This window comes from Gelatiniphilus marinus (assembly GCF_042684345.1).
Taxonomy (GTDB): Bacteria; Bacteroidota; Bacteroidia; order Flavobacteriales; family Flavobacteriaceae; genus Gelatiniphilus; species Gelatiniphilus marinus.
In genome coordinates this window covers 551337-575478 of sequence record NZ_JBHULK010000002.1, presented here as the reverse complement: position 1 = coordinate 575478, position 24142 = coordinate 551337, and the positions used below count along the sequence as shown (strand labels likewise).

At 35.8% G+C, this 24142-nt stretch carries 19 protein-coding genes; 5 read left to right on the top strand and 14 right to left on the bottom strand.

Translation table 11 applies throughout. The features are described from left to right. The 13 genes from neuC to ACFSQS_RS07585 form a co-directional block, all read right to left on the bottom strand. Positions 1–1155 carry a UDP-N-acetylglucosamine 2-epimerase gene (gene neuC / locus ACFSQS_RS07645; protein WP_388016555.1) on the bottom strand — a complete coding sequence of 385 codons (1155 nt, stop codon included), beginning with the start codon at positions 1153–1155 and terminating at the stop codon, positions 1–3. 2 nt (positions 1156–1157) lie between these two features. Beyond that, positions 1158–1784: a hypothetical protein gene (locus ACFSQS_RS07640; RefSeq protein WP_388016552.1), complete on the bottom strand. Its 627-nt coding sequence runs from the start codon at positions 1782–1784 to the stop codon at positions 1158–1160. Further along, complete coding sequence (locus ACFSQS_RS07635) at positions 1781–2788, bottom strand: N-acetylneuraminate synthase family protein (RefSeq protein WP_388016549.1); 1008 nt, start codon at positions 2786–2788, stop codon at positions 1781–1783. Before ACFSQS_RS07635 ends, ACFSQS_RS07640 begins: the two co-directional genes overlap by 4 nt. Before the next feature lie 63 nt (positions 2789–2851). Next, positions 2852–3934, bottom strand: a complete 1083-nt coding sequence (locus ACFSQS_RS07630; protein ID WP_388016546.1) for a glycosyltransferase family 2 protein — start codon at positions 3932–3934, stop codon at positions 2852–2854. Continuing rightward, the gene (locus ACFSQS_RS07625) at positions 3934–5064 is read right to left on the bottom strand and encodes a glycosyltransferase family 4 protein (RefSeq protein ID WP_388016543.1); all 1131 of its coding nucleotides are present in this window, start codon (positions 5062–5064) and stop codon (positions 3934–3936) included. The genes ACFSQS_RS07630 and ACFSQS_RS07625 overlap by 1 nt, the downstream gene beginning before the upstream one ends. After that, complete coding sequence (locus ACFSQS_RS07620) at positions 5064–6317, bottom strand: UDP-glycosyltransferase (RefSeq protein WP_388016540.1); 1254 nt, start codon at positions 6315–6317, stop codon at positions 5064–5066. The genes ACFSQS_RS07625 and ACFSQS_RS07620 overlap by 1 nt, the downstream gene beginning before the upstream one ends. Before the next feature lie 38 nt (positions 6318–6355). Next, a complete protein-coding gene (locus tag ACFSQS_RS07615) occupies positions 6356–7303 on the bottom strand; it encodes a glycosyltransferase family 2 protein (RefSeq protein WP_388016537.1) in 948 nt (315 codons plus the stop codon). A gap of 8 nt (positions 7304–7311) precedes the next feature. Next, a complete protein-coding gene (locus ACFSQS_RS07610) occupies positions 7312–8259 on the bottom strand; it encodes a glycosyltransferase family 2 protein (RefSeq protein WP_388016534.1) in 948 nt (315 codons plus the stop codon). Positions 8260–8315: 56 nt separating this feature from the next. Beyond that, positions 8316–9122, bottom strand: coding sequence for a polysaccharide pyruvyl transferase family protein (locus ACFSQS_RS07605; RefSeq protein ID WP_388016531.1), 807 nt, complete (start codon positions 9120–9122; stop codon positions 8316–8318). Between the two features lie 15 nt (positions 9123–9137). After that, entirely contained in the window at positions 9138–10412 is a 1275-nt protein-coding gene (locus ACFSQS_RS07600) for an ABC transporter ATP-binding protein (RefSeq protein ID WP_388016528.1), read from the bottom strand. Further along, a complete protein-coding gene (locus tag ACFSQS_RS07595) occupies positions 10409–11302 on the bottom strand; it encodes an ABC transporter permease (protein ID WP_388016525.1) in 894 nt (297 codons plus the stop codon). Before ACFSQS_RS07595 ends, ACFSQS_RS07600 begins: the two co-directional genes overlap by 4 nt. Positions 11303–11333: 31 nt before the next feature. Continuing rightward, complete coding sequence (locus ACFSQS_RS07590) at positions 11334–13805, bottom strand: GumC family protein (protein ID WP_388016522.1); 2472 nt, start codon at positions 13803–13805, stop codon at positions 11334–11336. Positions 13806–13807: 2 nt separating this feature from the next. After that, a complete protein-coding gene (locus ACFSQS_RS07585; RefSeq protein ID WP_388016519.1) occupies positions 13808–14602 on the bottom strand; it encodes a polysaccharide biosynthesis/export family protein in 795 nt (264 codons plus the stop codon). A gap of 106 nt (positions 14603–14708) precedes the next feature. On the opposite strand from ACFSQS_RS07585, the gene ACFSQS_RS07580 reads away from it, so the two are divergent. The 5 genes from ACFSQS_RS07580 (at position 14709) to secA (ending at position 22487) form a co-directional block, all read left to right on the top strand. Further along, positions 14709–16571, top strand: a complete 1863-nt coding sequence (locus ACFSQS_RS07580) for an ABC-F family ATP-binding cassette domain-containing protein (protein WP_388016516.1) — start codon at positions 14709–14711, stop codon at positions 16569–16571. Between the two features lie 138 nt (positions 16572–16709). Continuing rightward, positions 16710–17483: an O-methyltransferase gene (locus ACFSQS_RS07575; RefSeq protein ID WP_388016513.1), complete on the top strand. Its 774-nt coding sequence runs from the start codon at positions 16710–16712 to the stop codon at positions 17481–17483. Between the two features lie 236 nt (positions 17484–17719). Continuing rightward, positions 17720–18292, top strand: coding sequence for a cob(I)yrinic acid a,c-diamide adenosyltransferase (locus ACFSQS_RS07570; protein WP_388017221.1), 573 nt, complete (start codon positions 17720–17722; stop codon positions 18290–18292). A gap of 445 nt (positions 18293–18737) precedes the next feature. Continuing rightward, positions 18738–18959, top strand: a complete 222-nt coding sequence (locus tag ACFSQS_RS07565; RefSeq protein WP_019387375.1) for a DUF2795 domain-containing protein — start codon at positions 18738–18740, stop codon at positions 18957–18959. 174 nt (positions 18960–19133) lie between these two features. Next, entirely contained in the window at positions 19134–22487 is a 3354-nt protein-coding gene (secA, locus tag ACFSQS_RS07560; RefSeq protein ID WP_388016510.1) for a preprotein translocase subunit SecA, read from the top strand. A gap of 158 nt (positions 22488–22645) precedes the next feature. On the opposite strand, the gene cysS is transcribed toward secA, so the two are convergent. After that, entirely contained in the window at positions 22646–24127 is a 1482-nt protein-coding gene (gene cysS, locus ACFSQS_RS07555) for a cysteine--tRNA ligase (protein ID WP_388016507.1), read from the bottom strand. Positions 24128–24142 lie beyond the last annotated feature (15 nt).

Sequence of the window (24142 nt, the reverse complement as noted above, 5' to 3'; positions counted from 1 at the left end):
TTAATACATGATGGTTTTATGAAAGTTCAGGTCTGTATTCGCTAAAACCTCAGCTATTTTCTTACCGCTATCTCCATTTCCGTAAATATTGCTTTTAGTCTTCTTTGGATTGGCTAATTGTAATTTTATCGCGTTTTTAATCGCATCTTCATTATAATCTATATCGATAACATTTTCGCCTCGCAATCGTCGGTTTTGTCGGGTGCCGATATTAACCACAGGTACACCTAAAAACGAACATTCCCGAATGCCCACACTGCTATTTCCAACGAGGCATTTACTGTTGACGAGCAGTTTTAAAAAATCTACAGATTCCATATTTTTAAAAAAATGGATGTTTTTGGGTTTATTGATTTCACGATAAGACCGGATGCCATTTGATGTCCCGTCTGCTCCGGCATCTACATTAGGCCAAAACCAAAAGGTTGGTATATTTAAATCGTCAATAACCCTTAAGGTTTTCAAAACATTTTCCCTAGCGGCTTTATACTCGTTGGTAACCGGGTGTTGCATAACCACTAAATAATCGCCCTTTGCAGAAATATTGCCGCCAACGCCACCGTATTTTTCAATTGGGTTAAAATCCAGTTTTGGGGCCTTTAAAACTTGGGCAGCAATATCTAAGGATGGGCAACCGGTATTGAAAACACAATTTGGATTTTCGCCCATTTTCTCTACGCGTTTTTTTGCATCTTCTGAAGCCACTAAATGAATATCGGCTAATTTTGTATTGGCATGCCGTACTTTCTCATCGATATTACCCGTTACCTCTCCACCTTGCAAATGTACTAAAGGGATGTTTTGATAGGCCGCAGCGATTGAAGTGGCGATGGTTTCAAAACGATCGGCAATGGTTAAGACCGCATCGGGCTGCAAATTGTAAAACACATTGGCGAGCTCCATAACACCTAAACCCGTGGTTTTTGCCATGGCTGTTTTATTTTCGCCCTCTAAAACCATAAAGACTTTTTCGTTAATGGTAAAACCATCTTTTTCGATAAAATCTATGGTGTTGCCGTATCTGTCTAGCAATGCTGAGCCTGCAACCACTAATTGTAACTCCAACTTAGTGTGGTCTTTAATTGCCTGTAATGCTGTTTTTACTCGGCTATATGATGGTCGTGCTGTAATTACTGCACATATTTTACGATTCATTTTTAAAGGTATTTTCTGTTTAGGTAAACCCGTTTTGTGTTCATTTTTTCTTTAAACCAATATAATTTTTGTTTTAGTGTTGGATTAATAAAAAAAACTTTTATTCCACCTTGCCAACTATTGTTATCAAAAACACCTTTGGGATGGTTTTTTTTACTACTTATTAAATGTACAAAAAGCGCTTTGGGAAACATGCTATATATTTTATTTTGTTGGTTTTTTCGGTCGCCTTCAATCATAATGATTCCATGTTCTGAAATTAATTTTGACACTTTACCTAGCTCCACATCTTTTCCATCAACAATAACCAATTCTTGTTTTTGGCTTAAGTCAATCTGATTTAAACTTGAATATACTTTAATATTTTTAAAGCTTAAATTGCGCTTTAGACTTTCCAAACAAAAAGGGTTTGCCTCGGTTCCCGTGTAATTGATGTTGTTACCAAAACAAGTGCTTACTGCGCTTGGTATTGTGCCAATGCCCAAGCCAACTTCTAAAATGTTTTTGACATTGTTTTTTTTAATAATTTCCAAGGTTTTAAAAATTGAAAACTCACTGGCAATATGTTGGCTTCCTTCGTAATTGGAAAACTCTAAATAAGTGTTTTGGGCAATTTGTTTTAGATTCATAGGATTACATCGGTTTTATTTAAAAAATCCCATTGGTTTAAATTTTTATTAATCTTTTTTCCTAAAACCAACTTATATTTTGAGGCATCGATGCCATAGCCTTTTGGTTTTTTGGCTTCTAAATCGTTAAACGTAATAATATGCCCTTTTTTTAAATCTTTGTTTACCGCCAGCGATTTTTCAAAAATTTGCTTTAAATCCGCAAAAGCGCTATTATCTTTTTTATCAACAGGATGTTTTAATGCTTCGTGAATTTGCTTGACGCTTTTAACCAATTCGGTAGCTTCATCAATGGTTAACGAGGAGGTAACATCTGGCCCAAATTCATCTCTATTAAAAACCACGTGAAACTCTAAAATTTCTGCACCTAAAGCCACAGCAGCTATTCCAGTTGCTATTTTTGCAGAATGATCAGAAAACCCAACGGGTACACCGTAAAGTCCTTTTAGTTCGTTAATTACATTTAATCCGTAGTTTTTAGGGGTAGTTGGATAGCTTGTTGAGCATTGCAAAATAGAAAAATTGGCATCGTGTTTTTTTAAAAAACCAACCGTTTTATTTAACTCTTCAATCGAACTCATGCCACTTGAAATGATAATTGGTTTTCCTGTATCAACCACCTTTTTTAATAGTAAAAAATTAGTAATTTCTCCACTCCCAATTTTGTACTGCTCTATTTCGGCTCGCTCCAACACATCTACGGCGGCATTGCTAAACGGACTGCTAATAAAGGTTAAACCTTCTTTTTTACAGTGCTTTCCTATTTCAATCCATTGTTCTTCAGAAAACTCCATGGCTTTCCAATAGTCGAATCTCGTGGCGTATTCATTGGTAAACTTTACCCTAAAAGGTTCATAAATGCTGCTTTCGGCATCGGCGATATGGGTCTGAAACTTTATGGCATCAACCCTTGTTTTTGCTACTTCATCAATGTATTTATGTAGCTTTTCTATGCTCCCGTTATGAGCTTGACCAATTTCTGCTATTGTAAAAACTCCCATCATCCAAATATAATATTTAATGTGGTTTTACGGTACAAACGCTTACTTAAAAACCATTAAAAAAGTTCAAGGTTTACAAATGGTTAGTTCAATTTTATGGGCAGATTCAATAACTTTGCAGTTGTAATTATAGTTTCTGTAAAAGGAAATTATATGCAATAGCAACTTATCGTTAACCGCTTTTAAGGTGTAGTAGTTTGGTACTTTTTTTTCCAATAATTTTTTAATTTTATACTTTAGTGAATTCTGAAAATCATCAGTTTCAATAATAAAACGCGTGATGGTTTTATCGACTTTTGGCAGTTCGCAAAACAATAAATGATTGATGGTTTCTTTTTTATTTAAAATGATTTTTGATTTACCAGAAAAGCTCTCCAACAATTGATAACCTTCTTGCGATAACGGTTCACCCCATCTTTCTATATTTACAATAGTTGTGTTATTTAAACCCGCGTGCTTTAAGTGCTGATGGTTAAGCCTTACGATATTGCTTAACTGCAAATCTGAAGTTAGTTTTTTAGTTTCTTTGCTTCGATAACTTTTATGCCATTGGTGCAATAGCAAAATTTCTTTTTCGTAAAAAACAATCTCACACCCATCGTTTTTTAAACGCAGATGTACATCGGTGTCTTCGGCACCCCAAAAATGATAATACTCATCGAACCCTTTTATTTTATGCAATGCTTTTACAGGAAACATGGTTAAGCCGGTTGCTTCGTGGGTGCTTTCAAAATTTATGGAATAAGCATTGAATTGTTTTGTGTATTTGGTTTCGTTTTCAGATAGAAAACCCACTTTAAAATAAGTAGCTGTATTTTCTTTTTGAAGTGTGATGGCACGAGCAACAAATTCGGGATGAAAAATCATATCGATATCTGCCACAAAACAAAACCCTGCTTTTAGTTGCTTAATAACGGTATTTAAAGCCCTGGATTTATTCCATGGCTGAAAGTTGGTTGGATGATATTGATACTTTGCAAAGCTGTAATTCTGTATTAATACCTCAACTTGTTTAGCGGTTTCGATATCGGATCCATAATCGACAAAATGGACTGAAAAATTTTTATTGGTTTGATTAGCCAAAGCATCTAACGATTTCTTTACGCGTTCAATACCTCGATTTCGATATGGAAAAATAATTTCTAACATTATTTTGTCAATTCATTTTCAACTTGATTATAGGCTTGCAATACTTGTTTTTGAATCACCTTAAAATCTAAATTATGTTTTAGTTTTTGATTATGATTAAATGCATTTTCAATCATTTTTTTACTGTTGATGGCTTGCAAAATTAATTCTTGAATTAGATCTGTGTTTTCGGCATCGCCAATTAACAATCCGTTTTCCTGATGCTTTATAATTTCGGCAGTGGCGCCCCCAGGATTTGATTGTATTGGGAATGCGCCCATTATAATGGCTTCGAGCAAGGTATTTGGCATCCCATCAGAAACACTGTTTCCTATATAAATGATGGATTTCCCCATTAATTCCAGAACCTTTTTGTGTGGCATATAATCTAAAATTTGAATTTTATCACTTATCGTATGTTTGGTTAAATACTGTTTCAACTCTAAATCAGCACCAAAAACAACTACTTTATAATCAGTTAAATTTTTAATTATTTTTGAGATCGCATTTAGCACTACCGAACATTTTCCAAAACGTTGCTCGTAACCCTTTATTAAAATAATATTTCTATTATTAAGTGCTTTTATATATGGATTATAATCCGATAAATTATAACCTCCGCCTCCGGGAAAACTACCCAAAGTTTCGCCTTCAAAACCTAAAACCTTGGCTAAATTAAGATCACGATTACAATCTGCAAACATATAATTTATCCTTGGCAAGGTTTTAACAATGTCGTTTTTATATTTAGGAACGGTTTGATAAAAATACAAATCGTTACCCCAAGCCGAGTATATCCACTTAATATATTTATGTTTCTGCATATTTTTTAAAATAGGCACGCAACAACTATACATTACAAAGCTATGCACCACATCGGGTTTGAATTTATCTAAAACAATTTCAAATTCTTTTTCTGCATTATTTTCAAAAAGCTTGTGAATTTTTGGAAAATGCTTTTTTAAAAATACCCGCCCTTTAAAATTTCCAAACTTATAGCGCCAATTGGTATGCTGCTCTACCCAATCCCATGCTTTTATATAACCTCCGTTTAATATATCGAAATAAAATACCTCGTGCCCATTATCTTTTAATTGAGACACCCACCTTATGGTATGAATTGAGCGCATTGAAACTATAAGAATCTTCATTAAACAACTAAATTTTCAGAGGTTTCATCTATAACTTTTTTAAGGTGATTTGCCGATAAATACTGGATTAAATCTTTTCGATTAAGTTTTAGCATTTCTTTATCATCTTGCCAAATCTTATAAGTATCTATCATAGCATTTGCAAGCTTATCAACATCATCAAAATCAAATTGATACGGATACGTTTCGCCTAAAATTCGTTTACACTCACTATAATATGGACCAATTAAAAATATGGGGGCATTGGATGCAGCACAATGTGGAAACTTTCCTGGTAAAAACGGACTGATTTCTGATTTTGCTTCCAAAATTATATTTATTGATGCCAATTGTTGCATTGCATAAACGCTTTTAAAAGGCACATAATCTTTACTTAAATATATTTGTGGAATTTGTGATTGCTGTTTTAATAAATAACCGGTAAAAACGGATGCTTTTCCTATGAACAATAAAGAAGAATCATTTTTTGCTTTTGGAACTTTGTTTAAAAATTCTTTATAAGCTTCTATTATGGGATTCGGGTCTCTTAAATCCAGTAAACTACCGGCATGCAGCAAATTAAATTTATCTGTATTGTAATAGTTGGGCAAATCTTCTTTAGAGAAAGGAATGCTTCTGAGTTGATGTGGGATAATCAAACTTTTACCTTTTACATCCACAAAATAGCTTTGCATCCACTCCTTGAGCAATAAGCTTGGAAACACTATACGCTTAGCTTTTTGAGTAATAGCCCTGAAAAAATAGCGTTTTTTTCTGTAACCGTGGGGCACAAAATTATACGGGCGCGGATATAGTTGTTGAGGGTAAGGATCGTGCACATATGCATACCATTTTTTATGCCATTGGGGCAATGTTAATACCGCTTTATGAGACCTGTAACTATCGCCTTTACTTAATGTCCAAATCATTTGAAAATCATCTGGTTTAAACTTTTTAACGGCTTTAGATAAACTTTTAGCATCGCTAAAAAAACCAAAAGAAAAACCAAATAATTTATCGACAGTAGGGCTAATATTAATTTTAAACCATCTAAAAACCAAGCGTTGAACTCTACTTAAAACAAATAACAAACTTGCTTTATTTTCTTTTACCAAAATGCATTCAACACCTTCAATTTCTAAGTCTTTTTGAGAATAGTGCAATGCGGTTACGCTAAATCCAGCTTTTACAAAACTTTTCAGCAAACCCACACGTCCTTTGGTGCCGCTACTATCGTTTTCGTCCAGGGATTCACATAAAACCAGCACTTTCATTTTATACTTTATATTCAAATATTGATTACTATTAAATTTTAAACGTGTTCTTCAAGTTTAAAAAAAGTTTCTCCCTTTTTAAAAATAAAGTACACAGGTGTCCCAAATAGAATGGCCCTGTATAAGGGTTTCCAATATATCGAATTTATCCCATACCTTAATAATGGAAACGACATTAAAAACACATTACTTAAGTATCCGTGAAAAGCGGATTTTTTTAATGTATTTAACATCACTCGAAACAAATGGAATTCTAAATGATTATTTAGTTTCTTATCACTTTTTAAAGATTTATATATCGTTAACCTTGAGCTAAATCTGGACAAAAATTTTTGAGGGCTTTCACTTTTTCCTATTCTTTCTTCGTGGCGTCTAACAAAGATGGTATTGATATCGATTGTTTTAAATGAAACATTATTGAGCAGCATTGAGGTGTGAAAAAACCATTCTTGCGAACTTTGCAGTTTTTCGCAAAAAGGTTTACTTTCTAAAGAATTTCTTTTCCAAGTAACCGTTGGTGTTGCCCAACTTATTACGCCACAAATCATATCTTTCCATGGCTCGTTTTTTGGAATAATATTGGACCAAAAACCGCTAGTTTCTTCTGGGTTTAATTCGAATGTTTTTGCTTTGGACACTACGCAATCAACCTCGTTGCTTTTATGTTGTTCTAAATGAATTTCAAAATGATTTGAAGCAAATAAATCGTCGCTATCCAACCAGTTTATAATGTCTCCTTTACTTTTTTCAAATCCAAAATTACGACAAGCATTGGCGCCTTTTAGTCTGTTTTCTGGCCTTTTATAAAAAGAAAAACGGGCGTCCTTGGCAATAAAACTATTAACAACTTGGTTGGTATTGTCTGTTGACCCGTCATCGACCACAATACATTCCCAATTTGGATAGGTTTGATTTAATATACTTTGTAAGGTATCGCCGATTAGGTTCCCCCGGTTAAATGTTGGTATAATCACTGATATTTTCATGCAATAATTTATTTATAAATAATCGGGAAAAGTTTTTTTCTAAGCCTTATTACCGGAAAGTATTTGATACTCAAAATGGAAAACAAATATTTTGGTTTGTTAAAAAATAAAGCAAACCAATACGTTATATACTGTAATAATCCGTTTTCTTCTTTAAATTTATGTATCCATAACAAGTTGAGCAAGCTGTCCATTTTTTTTACGGAAATGTGTTCTTTGTTTGCCCAAACAAAAAGTGATTCGAACATTTTTGTTGTAAAGGTGCCATAAACCTTTTTATTATTGAAAACATTGGCGTCGTGTACACCGCGCATTGCCACCGGCCTATCTATTATTCCTGATTTTAATTGATGTTTCAATGCGAGTTTGTAGATCATTTCGGTGTCCTCGGCAACTTGTAACGATTCAGTAAAATAGCCTACGGTATTAAAAACCGATTTTTTAACCGTTAATCCATCAATTGAAAAATAACCTTTTTTATAAGATGTTAAAGCCTCAAATAAATCATCAGGATTTATTGGTTCTGAAACTGTGGTTAGTTTGAGTTTGTTCTGTTCGAAATTTGATGGTTCCCTGTAAAAAAAAGCACCTATGGCATTGTAAACACCATCAATATTAACACTGTTTTCAAAAATTTCTATATCGTTTTTGAATCGGTTATCCAGATAAAAATCGTCGGCATCCAAAAAAGCGATGTAATGTCCTGTGGCGTTTGTTATACCTAAATTTCTACTGGCCGAGCGCCCTTTGTTTAATTTGTTTTTATGGTGATAAATTTTGATCACTGGGTATTGCTGCTGCATTTGTTCAACAATATCTAATGTATTGTCAATACTGCCATCATTAACCACGACAATTTCTGAAACTTCAGGTTGGCTTATTGCCGAATTGATGGCTTTTTTAATGAAACGCTCGCCGTTAAAGACTGGAATAACAACAGATATTGAAAAACTCATTGACTAAATATTAATTCGGAAATACTTTTTTTTAATAACATACAAATACTGTTATTTTAAAATGGGCAGCTTTTTAACAGCTCGTTTTTTCTCAACTCTAATATTTTTTCATCTTGCAACAAAACTTCTTTGTTGGTTTCTAAAAGTTCCTCTATTTTTTTTATTGATAGATCTTTTGGCACTATAAAAAACTCTTTTGTAAAGTTAATACCCATTGATTCATAATAATCGTAAAACTTAATATTATCACCAAAAAGTTTATTCGAAAATTTAACCCAAAGTGATGGTATTCTATATGCCTGTGCTATTATAACCCCATGCAAAGACGAAGATATGATGTGTTCGCATTTTAAAATTTCTTGAGTTGTATGCTCTATGGAATTGGTCATTAAATTTATAACCTTAGTAATTTTGCTTTCCTTAAAAACAGCAGCAACCTCTTTAAAGTCAACATAATGCGGTATGATTCCTATTTTATACTTTTTCTGAACCGTAGGGTTATAAAAATTGGGTAACAAAATAGCTGGATCGCCATAAGTTTCGGGACAGTCATAGCCTAATTCTAAAATACGTTTTCTTGTTCGTGGGCCTCTTACTGCTAAAAAATTGGCTTTACGAATGTTTTCATCTGCTTTAATAATGCCGCTTCCCCAAACCAGTGATTTTTCGGTTGCCGAGGAAATTATGCTCCCAATACTTAAGTAATTTTTGAAAAAATATTTTTGAAAACCTTTACTGGGATGTTTTATTGGGATAATTTTTTTATTAGATAGTTTCTTAGCTAAATACAAGGACAATAAGTCGCCGTAATTTTCAAGATTATCTTGTCTTTTTCCTTTCCATCTATATAATCTAATAGCCATAACACTTTAATTGTTCTATTCAAAACTCCATTCTGCTCTAGAAAAGGTAAGGAACTTTCCCTTTGGAATTTTTCCCGTTTTATAAATATCGTTTGCTATAACCGAAAACGAAGTACATTGTTGAATAACCTCAATGTCGTAATTATTCTCTAAAAGTGCAAGCGTAACAAAATAGCTATTGGGCATTAAATTAACATCTTTTAGTTTTACCGAAATAGAAAAATCCGTATCCTTTGAAAAATAATGCTGAGTCATTTCGTGCGACCTTAAAGCGGTAACCTTAACGCCATTTGCCGATGTAATTACCACACTAGCTTTTATTCGGTTTAAAACGGCTTTGTTACGCACATTAATTTTAAACACAATAGGTTCTCCCATTAAAAATACACTTGTTTTTGATTTATCTGTTCTTAGAATTTCCAAGCTCTTAATTTGAGTTGATTTATTATTTTCCGGAAACTCAATCAAACCGGTATTTGAGTTTTTATTATAGCTCTCTTTTAAATAATATTCAACGGTGTCTTCAATGGTGCCTTCAAAAGAAATCTGTCCGTTTTCCAAAAGGATGCCTCTTGTACATAAACTTTTAACGGCAGCCATATCATGACTTACAAAAAGAATAGTACGGCCTTCGCCCTTACTAATATCTTGCATTTTCCCAATGGCTTTTTTTTGGAATTCGGCATCGCCAACTGCCAAAACCTCATCAATTACTAGAATATCGGGCTCTAAATGTGCCGCTACGGCAAATGCTAATCTCACACGCATTCCCGAAGAATATCGCTTTACGGGTGTGTCGATATATTTTTGGCATCCAGAAAAATCTATTATTTCATCTATTTTAGATTTTATCTCCTTTTTGGTCATTCCTAAAATAGCACCATTTAAAAAAATGTTTTCGAGACCTGTCATTTCGGGATGAAAACCAGTACCCACCTCTAATAAAGAAGCTATTCTACCTTTTGTTTTTATTTCCCCTTGGGTTGGCCCTGTAACTTTTGAAAGTATTTTTAATAGTGTTGATTTACCCGCTCCATTTTTTCCTATAATGCCTAAAACCTCACCTTTAGTAACTTCAAAATCTATATTGCGAAGTGCCCAAACATAATCTGATTCGCTTTTTACCTTTCTGTCGTTAATATCGCCTACTTTTAAATAAGGATCGCCCTTCCCTCTAATTTTGCTCCACCAACGATTGAGATCATGACTAATAGTACCTGTACCAATCAAACCCAAACGGTATTGCTTGGAAATATTATCTACTTTTAATATGATTTGATTATCGGTCATACGGTATCGATAAAGTTTTTTTCTGTTTTGTTAAAAACAATCAATCCTAAAAAAAATATTACAATACTAAGCAAAAGCGCAAAACCTATTTTGAGCACAGAAAAATCGCCAACACCTAAAGTTATATATCTAAATAATTCTATAATAATCGTCATGGGGTTGTATTCAATCAACATTCCTGCAAAATTAGATATACTGCCTTCTGCCACCTTTTCTTTAATTAAAGACAAGGGGTACATAACCGCTGAACCGTACATGAGGAGTTGAACGCCAAAAGCAACGAGAAAGGATAAATCGCGGTATTTAGTGGTCATCGATGAAATTATCATTCCTAATCCTAAACCTAAAAACCCCATTAAAAGTATTAAAATGGGCAGTAAAATTAATTCTATCTGTGGCAAACTATGGCTTGCTTTGTCAGTAAAAAAAACAAAATACATATAAAAGCAAACGAATACTAAAAGCTGAATACCCAACTTTATTAGATTTGAAACTACCGTAGACATGGGCATAATTACCCTTGGGAAATATACTTTTCCGAATATGTTTTGGTTTTTCTTAAAAGTATCGCTTGTGCCCTTAATACATTCGCTAAAATAATTCCAAGAAGTGATTCCTGCTAAATTAAAAAGAAATGCAGGAATACCATTGCCTACTTTAATATCAGCAATATTATTAAATACCAAAGTGAAAATAATAGAGGTAAATAATGGTTGGATAAAATACCACAAAGGCCCCAAAATGGTTTGTTTGTATAAGGTTATAATATCTCTTTTAACAAACAAAAACAGTAAGTCCCTGTATTGCCAAATCTCCTTGAAATTCAAATGAATCAAACTTTTTTTAGGAGATATAGTATATAACCAACTATCGTCTTTTGTTGTATTCAATTTTCGTTTTCTTTTCTGTTAATTTTAGTCTTTATCCTATTTTAAGCCAGTTTTTAACTTTATCTAAAAACGTTTTCTTTTTTGTGTTTTCATGATAGGCATTTCCGTAAACCCCATAACCATAACTATAGCCATAGCCGTAGCCGTAGCCGTGGCTTTTGTTGTGCTTATAGAAATTCAGCACATAACTAACATTCTTCAACTCACCTGTTTTATGCTTGGCATTTACCAGTTCTAACATCCCCTTTTTAGTGTAATTCAATCTAATTACAAATAATGAGGCGTCAGCAAATTGCGAAAGCTCCAAAGCATCGGTAACCAAACCTAATGGTGGCGAATCGAGTACAATCATATCGTAGGTTTTCCTTAATTCTTCAATAAGCTCGGTCATGGCATCGCTCATCAATAATTCTGAAGGATTTGGCGGAATGGGCCCCGAAGTAATCACATCTAAGTTCTCAATATGGCTTTTAAAGGTTACCTCTTCCAAACTTTTATCACCTATAAAATAGTTAACGATTCCGGTGTTGTTGTCTATATTAAAATCGCCAAAAATTTTAGGCTTGCGCAAATCCAACCCTAAAAGAATCGTTTTTTTACCCGATAAAGCATAGGCACTGGCAATATTAATAGAGCAAAATGTTTTGCCCTCGCCACTTACCGAAGAGGTTAACATAATGGTACGCCCGCCTTTTTTATCGGTTTTTTTATAGAAAAACTGCAAGCTGGAACGAATGGCCCTAAAGGATTCGGCGACTGCCGATTTTGGTTTTTCATAAACCACTAAGCTATTATCGTGCACGAATTTACCAACTAAACCTAGTATGGGGATTTTTGATAATCGTTTCACTTCATCGGCGCCATGAATGGTGTTATCAAGCAAAAACAGAATAAAAACAAAGGCAAATGGCCCAAAGAAACCAACTAATAAGGCCATCATATAATTCAAATTCTTATTTGGCCCTATCAAACCGCCACCAACGTCTTTGGCAGCTTCAATTACTGAAATATCTGAAATATTAGCAGCTTTTACAATAGCGGCTTCGCTTCGTTTGCCCATGTAAACATTGTAGGCTTCTTGACTTATATTTAAGTTGCGCTGTATTTTTAAAAACTGCTGTTGGTCTTCAGGTAAATCGTTTAATCTGTTTTCCAAATTAGCTTTTGTTTGCCTAACGCGGTTTAGCTGAATGTTAATGGTTTTTTTTGTTGAGGCAATGGTTTCCATCAACACATTCTTCTCGGCATCAATGCTTCCGTCCAATTCCTGTAAAGAAGAAGACCCTTCTTGCACCAATTGCTCAAGTTCCTGCCTCTGTATGGCCAATGCCGTAATTTTACTTACACTGGCTGCTATGTTCTCTTCTTCAATCCCTACAGATGTTGGCGCGGCTATTTTAGTGTAATCTGTTTTGGTTTTTAAATAATCTGCAAGAATACTTAAATACTGTAATTTAGATTGGTTTTCTTCTTCGCGCGATTCTAATTCGCTTATTTTTTCAGAAATTTGTAAAAGCTCCTCATCTACATTAAACATCTTGGTTTGCTTTCTAAAAGCATTCATGGTGTCTGTAATGGCTTTTAGCTCGGTATTTACAATGCTTAAGCTGCTATCTATAAATTTAATGGTGTTTGTAGCGTATTGGTTTTTACGTTCAAGGTCTGTTCTGCTTAAAATGGCTGTGGTGGCATTTAAGTAATCGACTATTTTTTGCTTGTTGTTTCCTGTTAACGACAGTCTAAGTATTGAAGACGATGTTTTGCTGTAAGGCGTTACGGCAACCTGACCTTTAAAGCTGTTTACAACGCCATCAAAATTTAAAAACTTTATAAAATATTCTGAATTTGGGGCAATTGGCGCCTCGTCTTTTATGCGCAAAGTAAATTTTGCAAAGGGCAAATCTACAGGTTCGCCTACTTTATAGGTTTTGGCAAACTTGCCTTTTGGAACCGCTATGCCGTGCAAGGTTTTATCGCTGTATTTTTGAGCTGTAAACTTATCGTTTTCAAAATCTACAAAAAGCTCGTATTGGGTATTGTCAATAAACTTTATACCAATTGGTTTTCCAAGTAATTGTCCTTTATTTTTATCTATGTGAATGTAAAAAGGGGCTTTTTTATAAATATCTTCTTTTCTGTATTTTCCTTCTTTTAAATATTGAATGTAAAACTGTAACGAATCGATAACCAGTTCATTATGGTTTCTTGTTTTTAATGCTATAATGGTTTTACCCACCTTACCAGAAACACCACCCCAATTAAACGAAATACTGGTGTTTGCGGCAAAAAAAGGGTTTTGGTCGTTTTCTAAAGATATTAACGAGCTTAATCTGTATATATTCTGCTTTCTATCATTAACAGAATAGGCTACAAACAAGCCTATGGCTATTGCAATTATAAATAATTTCCAGAATTTTAACAGTTTAAAAAGAAAACCTCTTAAATCGAAATTAAGGCTCTTTTGTTCTGCATATTCAATATCTTCTATATCGTCGTAAGCCATGGCTAAATCCTATCTAAAAGTAAAATAGTTGTTGTAATTAATGATAAAACGGTAGCAATAGCCCCAATATTCTGGATGGCGTTCGTACCGGTTCCCCAAGATTTCTGTTTTAAGGGTTTCACGTAAATCATATCGTTGGGCTTTATGTAATAATATGGCGATTTCATTACATTGGCATCGGTTAAATCCAGATGGAAAATTTTCTGCCCTTGCGGAAATTGCCTAATAATCAGCACATCTTTCTTGTCGCCCGTATCTGGTATATCGCCAGAATTTGCTAGAGCTTCAAAAATATTAACCCGTTCTTTAAAAATGGTTTTGGTGCCTGTACTACCCACTTCGCCTGTTACCGTGTATTGCAAACCGGTTAGCTTTACGGTTACAAAAATATCGTTGGCGGCTTTATACTCGGTTTCTAGTAGTTTTTTTTCAATAATTTGCTTTATTTCATCAGTTGTAAAACCCAACACATTAATTTCGCCCAATTTAGGCATCAATATATTGCCATGTAAATCTACCGTAAAACCATCAAAATAAGCGCGTTCTTCACTACTGGCATTCAAATCGCCTTCTCCAATAGGGTTAAAAATCTTAACCGTTTCTTGCTTTGCGGCCTTAATCCTGATATTTAAAATATCGTTTATTTGTACCCGATACGGCTTTTGTTTTTCAACAATTATTTGGGTTGAATCTGTTGCAGCATTTTTATTTTGAAGGTAAAGCGTGTCTTTGTAAGGAACGCAGGACACTGTAACAGAAGCCATTATTAGTAAGGCTATTAAAAAAAATCTTGTCATACTGAGGCGCGTTGATATCCAACAAATATAACTTTTCGTCTTGAACAACAAAACATATATCGGTATTTTTGGTTTTTTATCCGTTATTTGCAAAAAAATTTTCCTCTTGAATTATTTAACAGTAGAAAACATATCGAAATCTTACGGCGAGTTAACGCTTTTTAAAAACCTGTCTTTTAGCATCCATAAAGATCAAAAAATAGCTTTCGTTGCCAAAAACGGCACAGGAAAAACTTCTATTTTGAACATCCTTTCGGGCGATGACCAACCAGACTCAGGCAATATTATTTACAGAAAAGACGTAAAAGTTTCATTCCTCTCGCAAGACCCTAAATTTGATGACAATTTAACTGTTGAAGAAACCATACTAGCTAGCGAAAACCCCACATTAAAAATAATATCTAATTACGAAAAAGCACTGTTAAAACCAGATGATACCGAAGCCTATCAAAGCGCATTTGATGCCATGGAGCAACACCAAGCGTGGGATTTTGAAACCCTTTACAAACAAATTCTTTTTAAATTAAAACTAGACGATCTAAGCCAAAAAGTAAATGCCCTTTCCGGTGGACAAAAAAAACGTTTAGCTTTAGCCAATGCTTTAATTAACAAACCCGATTTGTTGATTTTAGACGAGCCCACCAACCATTTGGATTTAGAGATGATTGAATGGCTCGAAGATTTTTTTGCCAAAGAAAACCTCACGCTTTTTATGGTTACGCACGACCGTTATTTTTTAGAGCGCGTGTGCAACGAAATTATAGAATTAGACGAAGGGCAACTGTACAGCTACAAGGGCAACTATTCGTATTATTTAGAAAAACGCGATGCCCGAATTGAGCGTGAGGCTGTTGAAACCGGAAAAGCCAAACAACTCTTTAAAAAAGAGCTGAATTGGATGCGCCGCCAACCTAAAGCACGAACCACAAAATCGAAATCCAGAATCGATGATTTTGCCGACATTAAACACCGCGCCCACCAACGCAGAAACGACCACGAAGTACAGCTAGAGCTCAATATGGAGCGCTTGGGCAGTAAAATTCTAGAATTCCATAACGTATCGAAAGCATTTAAAGACAAAACCATTCTCGATAAATTTGAATACACCTTTAAAAAAGGCGAACGCGTTGGCATTATTGGCAAAAACGGCACCGGAAAAACCACGTTTTTAAATATTTTAACCCAAACCGCACAGCCAGATTCCGGTAAAGTTGTAAAAGGCGACACGGTAAAATTTGGCTATTACACACAAAGCGGCATCACCATAAAACCCGAACAAAAGGTTATTGATGTAATCCGTGAATTTGGAGATTACATTCCGCTAAAAAAAGGCCGGCAAATTAGTGCGCAACAGCTTTTAGAACGTTTTTTATTTAGCCGAAAAAAGCAATACGATTTTGTTGAAAAACTAAGTGGTGGCGAACGCAAACGCCTGTATTTATGTACGGTTTTAATTCAGAACCCTAATTTTTTAATCCTCGATGAGCCCACAAACGATTTGGATATTGTTACGCTAAATGTGCTTGAGAGTTTTCTTTTGGATTTTCCGGGTTGCATTATCGTAGTTTCGCACGATAGGTATTTTATGGATAAAGTAGTCGATCACCTTTTTGTTTTTAAAGGCGATGGACATATAGAAGATTTTCCAGGAAATTATACCGATTACCGCGTTTACGAAGATAGCCAACCTGCAATTTCTAAAACCACCGAAGATAAAAAAGATAAAAATGCTTGGAAACAAAATGAAGCTTCCAAACTATCTTACAACGAAGAAAAGGAACTTAAAAACATCGAGAGCAAACTTAACGCATTAGCCTTTGATAAAAAAGAACTGGAAAACAAATTCAATAACCCCGATTTAACGCAAGATGAAATCAACAAACTGTCCGGCGAGCTTCAAAAAATCATAGACGCTATTGAAGCCAAAGAGCAACGCTGGTTTGAATTGTCATCAAAACTTGAAGAATGAAAATAGTTTGCAGTTTTTAGTCGCAGTATTCAGTTAGAAATAAAAAAGTAAGTTTGTCATTTCGAACATCGTGAGAAATCACATAATTACAATATAAGTCTTTCAACTTTTTAACTTTGTACTTTTCAACCCAAATTAATGCTTTACCAAATTATCCAATACATAAAATTCCTTTTAAAATCCAGCAACCAACACGGTGTGCATTCGCCTTTTGTTTATAATTTGGTAACCAAATGCTTTTATGATACCACCAATTACCCTGCGTACAATAACATTTTAAACTACAGAAAAGCACTCCTAAAAACCAAAACCAACATTAAAGTAACCGATTTAGGAGCGGGCTCGCGAGTTTTAAAACACACGCAAAGAAGTGTTAGCGATATGGCAAAAAATGCGGGCACCACATATAAAAGAGCAAAACTCTTGCATAGGCTTTTTCGCTATTTTAAATTTGAAAACACTTTGGAATTAGGTACATCGTTGGGCATAGCCACACAAGCGATGCATCTGGCCAACCCCAAAGCAAACATAACAAGCATTGAAGGTTGTCTCAATATTTCAAATTTTACGAAAGCCAATTTTGAAAAACACAACCTAAACCACATCAAGCTTATTACTGATAATTTTGATAACGCAACAAAAGCAATGGCATCAAACAAATACGATTTCATTTTCTTTGACGGCAACCACCAAAAAGAAGCCACCCTAAATTATTTTGAAACTCTACTTAAAACCGCAAACAACGATTCTGTTTTTATTTTCGACGATATTTATTGGAGCAAAAACATGACCGAAGCCTGGGAAACCATAAAACAGCACCCAAAAGTTAAGGTAACCATTGACACCTTTTTCTGGGGATTTGTTTTTTTTAGGAAAGAGCAGGTTAAAGAGCATTTTGTAATTAGGGTTTAGTTTGTTTGCTATGAAGTTGTTAAGTCGTTTAGCTGTCATTCCTGCGCAGGCAGGAATCCACAATCAAACTTTTCATTTATTTATTGTGTATTTTTATAAATGAATTGTTGTAATTAAAAAAATGATTTAAACTCCAAAGTAGATTCCTGCCTACGCAGGAATGACAAAACAAAAACATTCGTGAATTAGTGGCAAAAAACCTTGAATTTTCAATTTTAAATTTTGAACTTGCAAGTATGAAGATTTACACCAAAACAGGCGATAAAGGCACCACGGCATTATTTGGCGGTACGCGCGTACCCAAACACCATATTCGTATTGAAAGCTACGGAACGGTTGATGAACTCAACTCGCATTTGGGCTTGATTCGCGATCAAGCTATCAATCAGCACTACAAAGCCGTATTGATGCACATTCAAGACAGATTATTTACCATTGGCGCAATTTTGGCCACCGACCCCGAAAAAGCCATTTTAAAAAGCGGTAAAGAACGCTTGAATATTGAAAAGATTACCGCAGAAAACATTAAACGCTTAGAACAGGAAATGGACACCATGAACGAGGCGTTGCCACCAATGACGCATTTTGTGCTTCCGGGTGGGCACCAAACGGTGTCATTCTGTCATATTGCACGTTGTGTGTGCCGTAGGGCCGAACGTTTGGCATCGGCTCTTAACGATTTGGAACCTTTCCAGGCCAATGCCCTAACCTACCTAAACCGGCTTTCTGACTATTTGTTTGTGTTGGCACGAAAGTTGTCGTTTGACTTACAAGCAAATGAGGTGAAGTGGATTCCTGAGAAACATTAAACTAAATTCGTTATTGCGAATTGCGCTTTTTTGCGTAATGTGGCAATCTTTTAAATTGCAAAAGATTACCACCTCGTAAAAGCTCCTCGTAATGACAAGTAATTTCCTAAGGGTACGTTATCAGCGTTAGGGATTGCAGCGGCATCCTTTTTAAAACTTGAAGGAAATAAAAAATTGTTTGAGTACTTGAATTTGGCAGATTGCCACGTCCTTCGTCCTTGCAATGACGTTTTAAAAAGATATAGCGTAAAGCCCGACCCCTTTTTAGGGGTAACGCCCAAAAACTTCTTGAAATTTGCTTATTTTATTAACACCGCATCGGTAAATTTTACCTGTTTAAAATGCAGACCGGAAACGTTCTTAAAAATAATAATGAAATAAATCATTTTTTCCTTGCGTGTTTAAACTAAAAATTTATTTTTGCAAAAAATTAAACGCATAAAACATGTATTGGACTTTAGAATTAGCATCGTATTTAAGTGATGCACCTTGGCCAGCAACCAAAGATGAATTGATAGATTACGCTATTAGAACTGGTGCACCGTTGGAAGTTGTTGAAAACTTACAGTCAATTGAAGACGAAGGCGACTCGTACGATTCGATTGAGGAAATCTGGTCTGATTACCCAACCGACGAAGATTACCTTTGGAATGAAGATGAATATTAATAAAACACAAAGATAAGTTAAAAAGTCTCGATTTGAGGCTTTTTTTTTATTCTGAATCTTTATAAAATAATAACATAATGTATCTTTGAGTGCTTTTAAAAAAAGCATCAACAAAAAATACATATAACTAGTTACGCTTAGCACTGCCTTAGCGTGAACATAAAACATACACCCATGAGTTTTTTAGATTCTGTACTAAAAATTTTTGTTGGCGATAAATCCAAACAAGATGTAAAAGCTTTAATGCCCATAGTTGAACAAGTTAAAACTTTTGAAGCCGCTTTGGAAACTTTATCGCACGACGAACTAAGAGCCAAAACAGCCGAATTTAAAGGTATTATTGCCGAAACACGCAAACCCTTTAATGAGCGAAAAGAAACCCTTTTAAAAGAAGCCGAAGCTACCGAAGATATTGACAGACGTGAAGACATTTACCAAGAAGTCGATAAAATTGAAGACGAAGCTTACCAAGCCGTTGAAAACACCTTAAACAATATTCTTCCCGAAGCTTTTGCCGTGGTTAAAGAAACCGCAAAACGCTTTGTGGACAATACGAACATTAGAGTTAAAGCCAATGAGTTTGACAGATCGTTATCGGGCGACAAAACCTATGTAACACTTGATGGCGACCATGCCATTTGGGCAAACTCCTGGGATGCCGCCGGAAAACCCATTACCTGGGATATGGTGCACTACGATGTGCAGCTAATTGGTGGTGTGGCACTGCACCAAGGTAAAATTGCCGAAATGCAAACCGGTGAAGGTAAAACCTTAGTGGCCACATTACCTGTTTATTTAAATGCGCTTACCGGTAAAGGCGTGCATTTGGTAACGGTAAACGATTATTTGGCAAAACGAGACAGCGCGTGGATGGCTCCTATTTTTGAGTTCCACGGGTTAAGCGTAGATTGTATTGACTACCACCAACCAAACTCAGCAGCGCGTATTAAAGCCTACAACGCCGACATTACTTACGGCACCAACAACGAGTTTGGTTTCGATTATTTACGTGATAACATGGCGCACTCGCCAGACGATTTGGTTCAGCGACCGCACCACTACGCCATTGTAGATGAGGTAGATTCGGTTTTGGTCGATGATGCGCGAACACCATTGATTATTTCTGGCCCCATTCCGCAAGGTGAACACCACGAATTTAACGAACTTAAACCCAAAGTTGACGATATTGTTTCGGTACAACGCAAATATTTAACGGGCGTTTTGGCCGAAGCTAAAAAGCTTATCAAAGCAGGCGATACCAAAGAAGGTGGTTTTCAACTGCTTCGTGTGTATCGCGGCATTCCTAAAAACAAAGCACTCATAAAGTTTTTATCTGAAGAAGGTGTAAAACAATTGCTTCAAAAAACCGAAAACTTTTACATGCAGGACAACAACCGCGAAATGCCTAAGGTTGATGCCGAATTGTACTATGTTATCGAAGAAAAAAACAATCAAATCGAACTTACCGATAAAGGTATTGAATTCCTTTCGGGCAAAGACAATCCGGATTTTTTCGTGATGCCCGAAATAGGTATCGAAATTGCTAAAATTGAAGAACAAGGCCTTTCGGCCGAAGAAGAAGCCAATCTTAAAGAAGACTTATTTAAGGAATTTGGTGTGAAATCGGAACGTATCCACACCTTAAACCAGCTTTTAAAAGCTTATGCTTTATTTGAAAAAGACACCCAATATGTGGTGATGGACAATAAAGTGATGATTGTTGACGAGCAAACGGGACGTATTATGGATGGCCGTCGTTATTCTGACGGATTGCACCAAGCCATTGAAGCCAAAGAAAACGTTAAAATTGAAGATGCCACCCAAACCTTTGCTACGGTAACGCTTCAAAATTATTTTAGAATGTACCGTAAACTGTCGGGGATGACGGGTACTGCCGTTACAGAAGCTGGCGAATTCTGGGAAATATACAAACTGGATGTGGTTGAAATTCCAACAAACAGACCCATTGCCAGAGACGATAAAGAAGATTTAGTTTACAAAACCAAACGCGAAAAATACAATGCAGTTATTGACGATGTTACCAAATTATCTGAAGCCGGTCGTCCGGTTTTAATTGGAACCACATCGGTTGAAATTTCCGAATTACTTGGCAAAATGTTAAGTATTCGCAAAATATCTCACAATGTATTAAATGCGAAACAGCATAAAAAAGAGGCCGAAATTGTAGATGAAGCCGGCAGATCAGGGCAAGTAACCATAGCCACCAATATGGCTGGCCGTGGTACCGATATTAAGCTTAGTGATGAAGTTAAAGCTGCTGGCGGTTTAGCCATTGTGGGTACCGAACGCCACGATTCGCGTCGTGTGGACAGGCAGTTGCGTGGTCGAGCCGGACGACAAGGAGACCCGGGAAGTTCGCAGTTTTACGTATCGTTGGAAGATAATTTAATGCGTTTGTTTGGTAGCGAGCGTATTGCCAAAATGATGGATAGAATGGGATTAAAAGAAGGCGAAGTTATTCAGCATTCCATGATTTCAAAATCCATTGAGCGCGCCCAGAAAAAAGTTGAGGAAAATAACTTTGGCGTCCGTAAACGATTATTGGAATACGATGATGTTATGAATGCGCAACGCGAAGTGGTTTACAAGCGTCGTCGTCATGCATTACATGGCGAGCGATTGCGCGTAGATTTAGCCAATATGATTTTTGATACCTCGGAAGGTATTGCCGAAACCAATAAAGGCGCCAACGATTACAAGAATTTTGAGTTTGAATTGATTCGATATTTTTCAATGAGTTCGCCTATTTCTGAAGAAGACTTCGGGAAGCTTACAGCACAAGAAATTACCTCGAAAATATACAATGCCGCTTTTGATGGTTACAAGGAAAAAATGGCTCGAAATGCCGATATTGCTTTCCCTGTAATTAAAAACGTATATGAAACGCAGCGCGATAAATTCAAACGTATCGTGGTTCCCTTTACCGATGGGGTAAAGAGCTTAAACGTGGTAACCGATTTGGAGAAAGCCTACGAATCTGGCGGAAAACAATTGATTACCGATTTTGAAAAGAACATTACACTTGCCATTATAGACGATGCTTGGAAAACCCATTTACGTAAAATGGACGAGTTAAAACAATCGGTACAATTGGCGGTTCACGAGCAAAAAGATCCCTTGTTGATTTACAAATTTGAAGCGTTCGAGTTGTTTAAAGCAATGATTGACCAAGTGAACAAAGAAGTGATTTCATTTTTGTTTAAAGGGGAATTGCCTCAAGAAACCCAAGACACCATTCAAGAAGCGCGAGCGCGCAAAAAGGAAAAACTGAATATCCAAAAAGACGAGATTCCTAATTTAGACGAGCGTTCTGCACAAAACAGGGCGGCTGGCAACACGCAACGCCAACATGAAGTGGTTGAAACCATTGTACGCGACCGACCAAAAATTGGGCGTAACGATCGGGTTACCATTAAGCACGTTTTAAATGGCGAAAACAAAACCTTAAAGTATAAACAAGCCGAACCTTTAATAGCCAAAGGCGACTGGGTTTTGGTTGAAGATTAACAACTAAGTTTTACTATAAACTGCCATTGCTTAATGATTTGAAAAAGCTAGATTTATAATAAACTAGAGCTAAAAAATCCCGAAAGAAAACTTATCGGGATTTTTTGTTTTTAATTGCATGAGCAACTAAGCTATTATGTAAGAAATAAGCAAATACGTTAGTTTACAGAAAACGTTGTCCCGTCTTTTCCGTCTTTTAGCTGGATGCCAATTGCCGCCAATTCATCGCGAATTTTATCAGACATTGCAAAATCTTTATTGGCTCTGGCGTCTTGTCGTAATTTAATCAACAAATCGATAGCACCAGAAAGCTTATCGGTTCCGGAATCGCTTTTCGCCTTGTTTTCTAATCCTAAAACATCAAACACAAAAGCGTTAACGGTTTCTATTAAAACAGACAAATCTTCAGCATTTAAGGTTTCAGTGCCTTCTTTTATTTGATTGATGTATTTGGTGGCTTCAAATAAATGGGCAATTAAAATTGGTGTATTAAAATCGTCGTTCATCGCATCATAGCATTGCTGCTTCCAAGCGTAAATGTCTATCGAGGACGTTTCAGAAGCTTTTAAATCCTCTAACAAATTTACGGCATCCATTAATCTAAAAAACCCTTTTTCGCTGGCCAACAAACCAGCATCGGTTAAATCTAAAACACTTCGATAAGACGATTGTGCATTAAAAAAACGAATAACGCTAGGTGCGTAAGCTTTACTAAAAATATTGTTATTTCCGGAAAGCAACTCATCTGGGTTTATGGTATTTCCTGTGGATTTAGACATACGTTGCCCGTTCATTTCCAGCATATTGGCATGCATCCAATAATTAACTGGACTTTTTCCTTTTGCTGCTTCATTTTGAGCAATTTCACATTCGTGGTGCGGGAATTTTAAATCCATCCCACCACCGTGAATATCGAACTGATCGCCCAAATATTTGGTGCTCATTGCGGTACACTCTAGGTGCCAGCCCGGGAATCCATCGCTCCAAGGCGAGGGCCAACGCATAATGTGCTGTGGTTCGGCTTTTTTCCAAAGGGCAAAATCTTGCGGATTTTTTTTATCGCTTTGCCCATCTAATTCGCGGGTATTATGAATTAAATCTTCGAGTTTGCGTTTGCTTAAAATACCGTAATCGTTGGTTTGGTTGTATTTATGGACATCAAAATACACAGATCCGTTTATTTGGTAAGCAAATCCGTTTTTTAAAATCTTTTCAATAAGCTCGATTTGCTCGATAATATGGCCCGTTGCTGTTGGCTCGATACTTGGTGGCAAAAAGTTTAGTGTACTAAGTATATTATGGAAATCGACGGTGTAACGTTGCACCACTTCCATAGGTTCAATTTGTTCTAAACGTGCTTTTTTCGTGATTTTATCTTCGCCTTCATCTGCATCATTTTCCAAATGGCCCGCATCGGTAATATTACGTACATAACGTACTTTGTAGCCCAAATGCTTTAGGTACCTAAAAACCATATCAAACGACATAAAAGTTCTTACATTGCCCAAATGCACATTACTGTAAACCGTTGGGCCGCAAACATACATGCCAACGTAACCCTCGTTAATAGGTTTGAATATTTCTTTTTTGCCTGAAAGTGTGTTGTATAGTTTTATTTGTTGGTTTTTGTAAAGTTGCATTGCTGGCTGGTATTT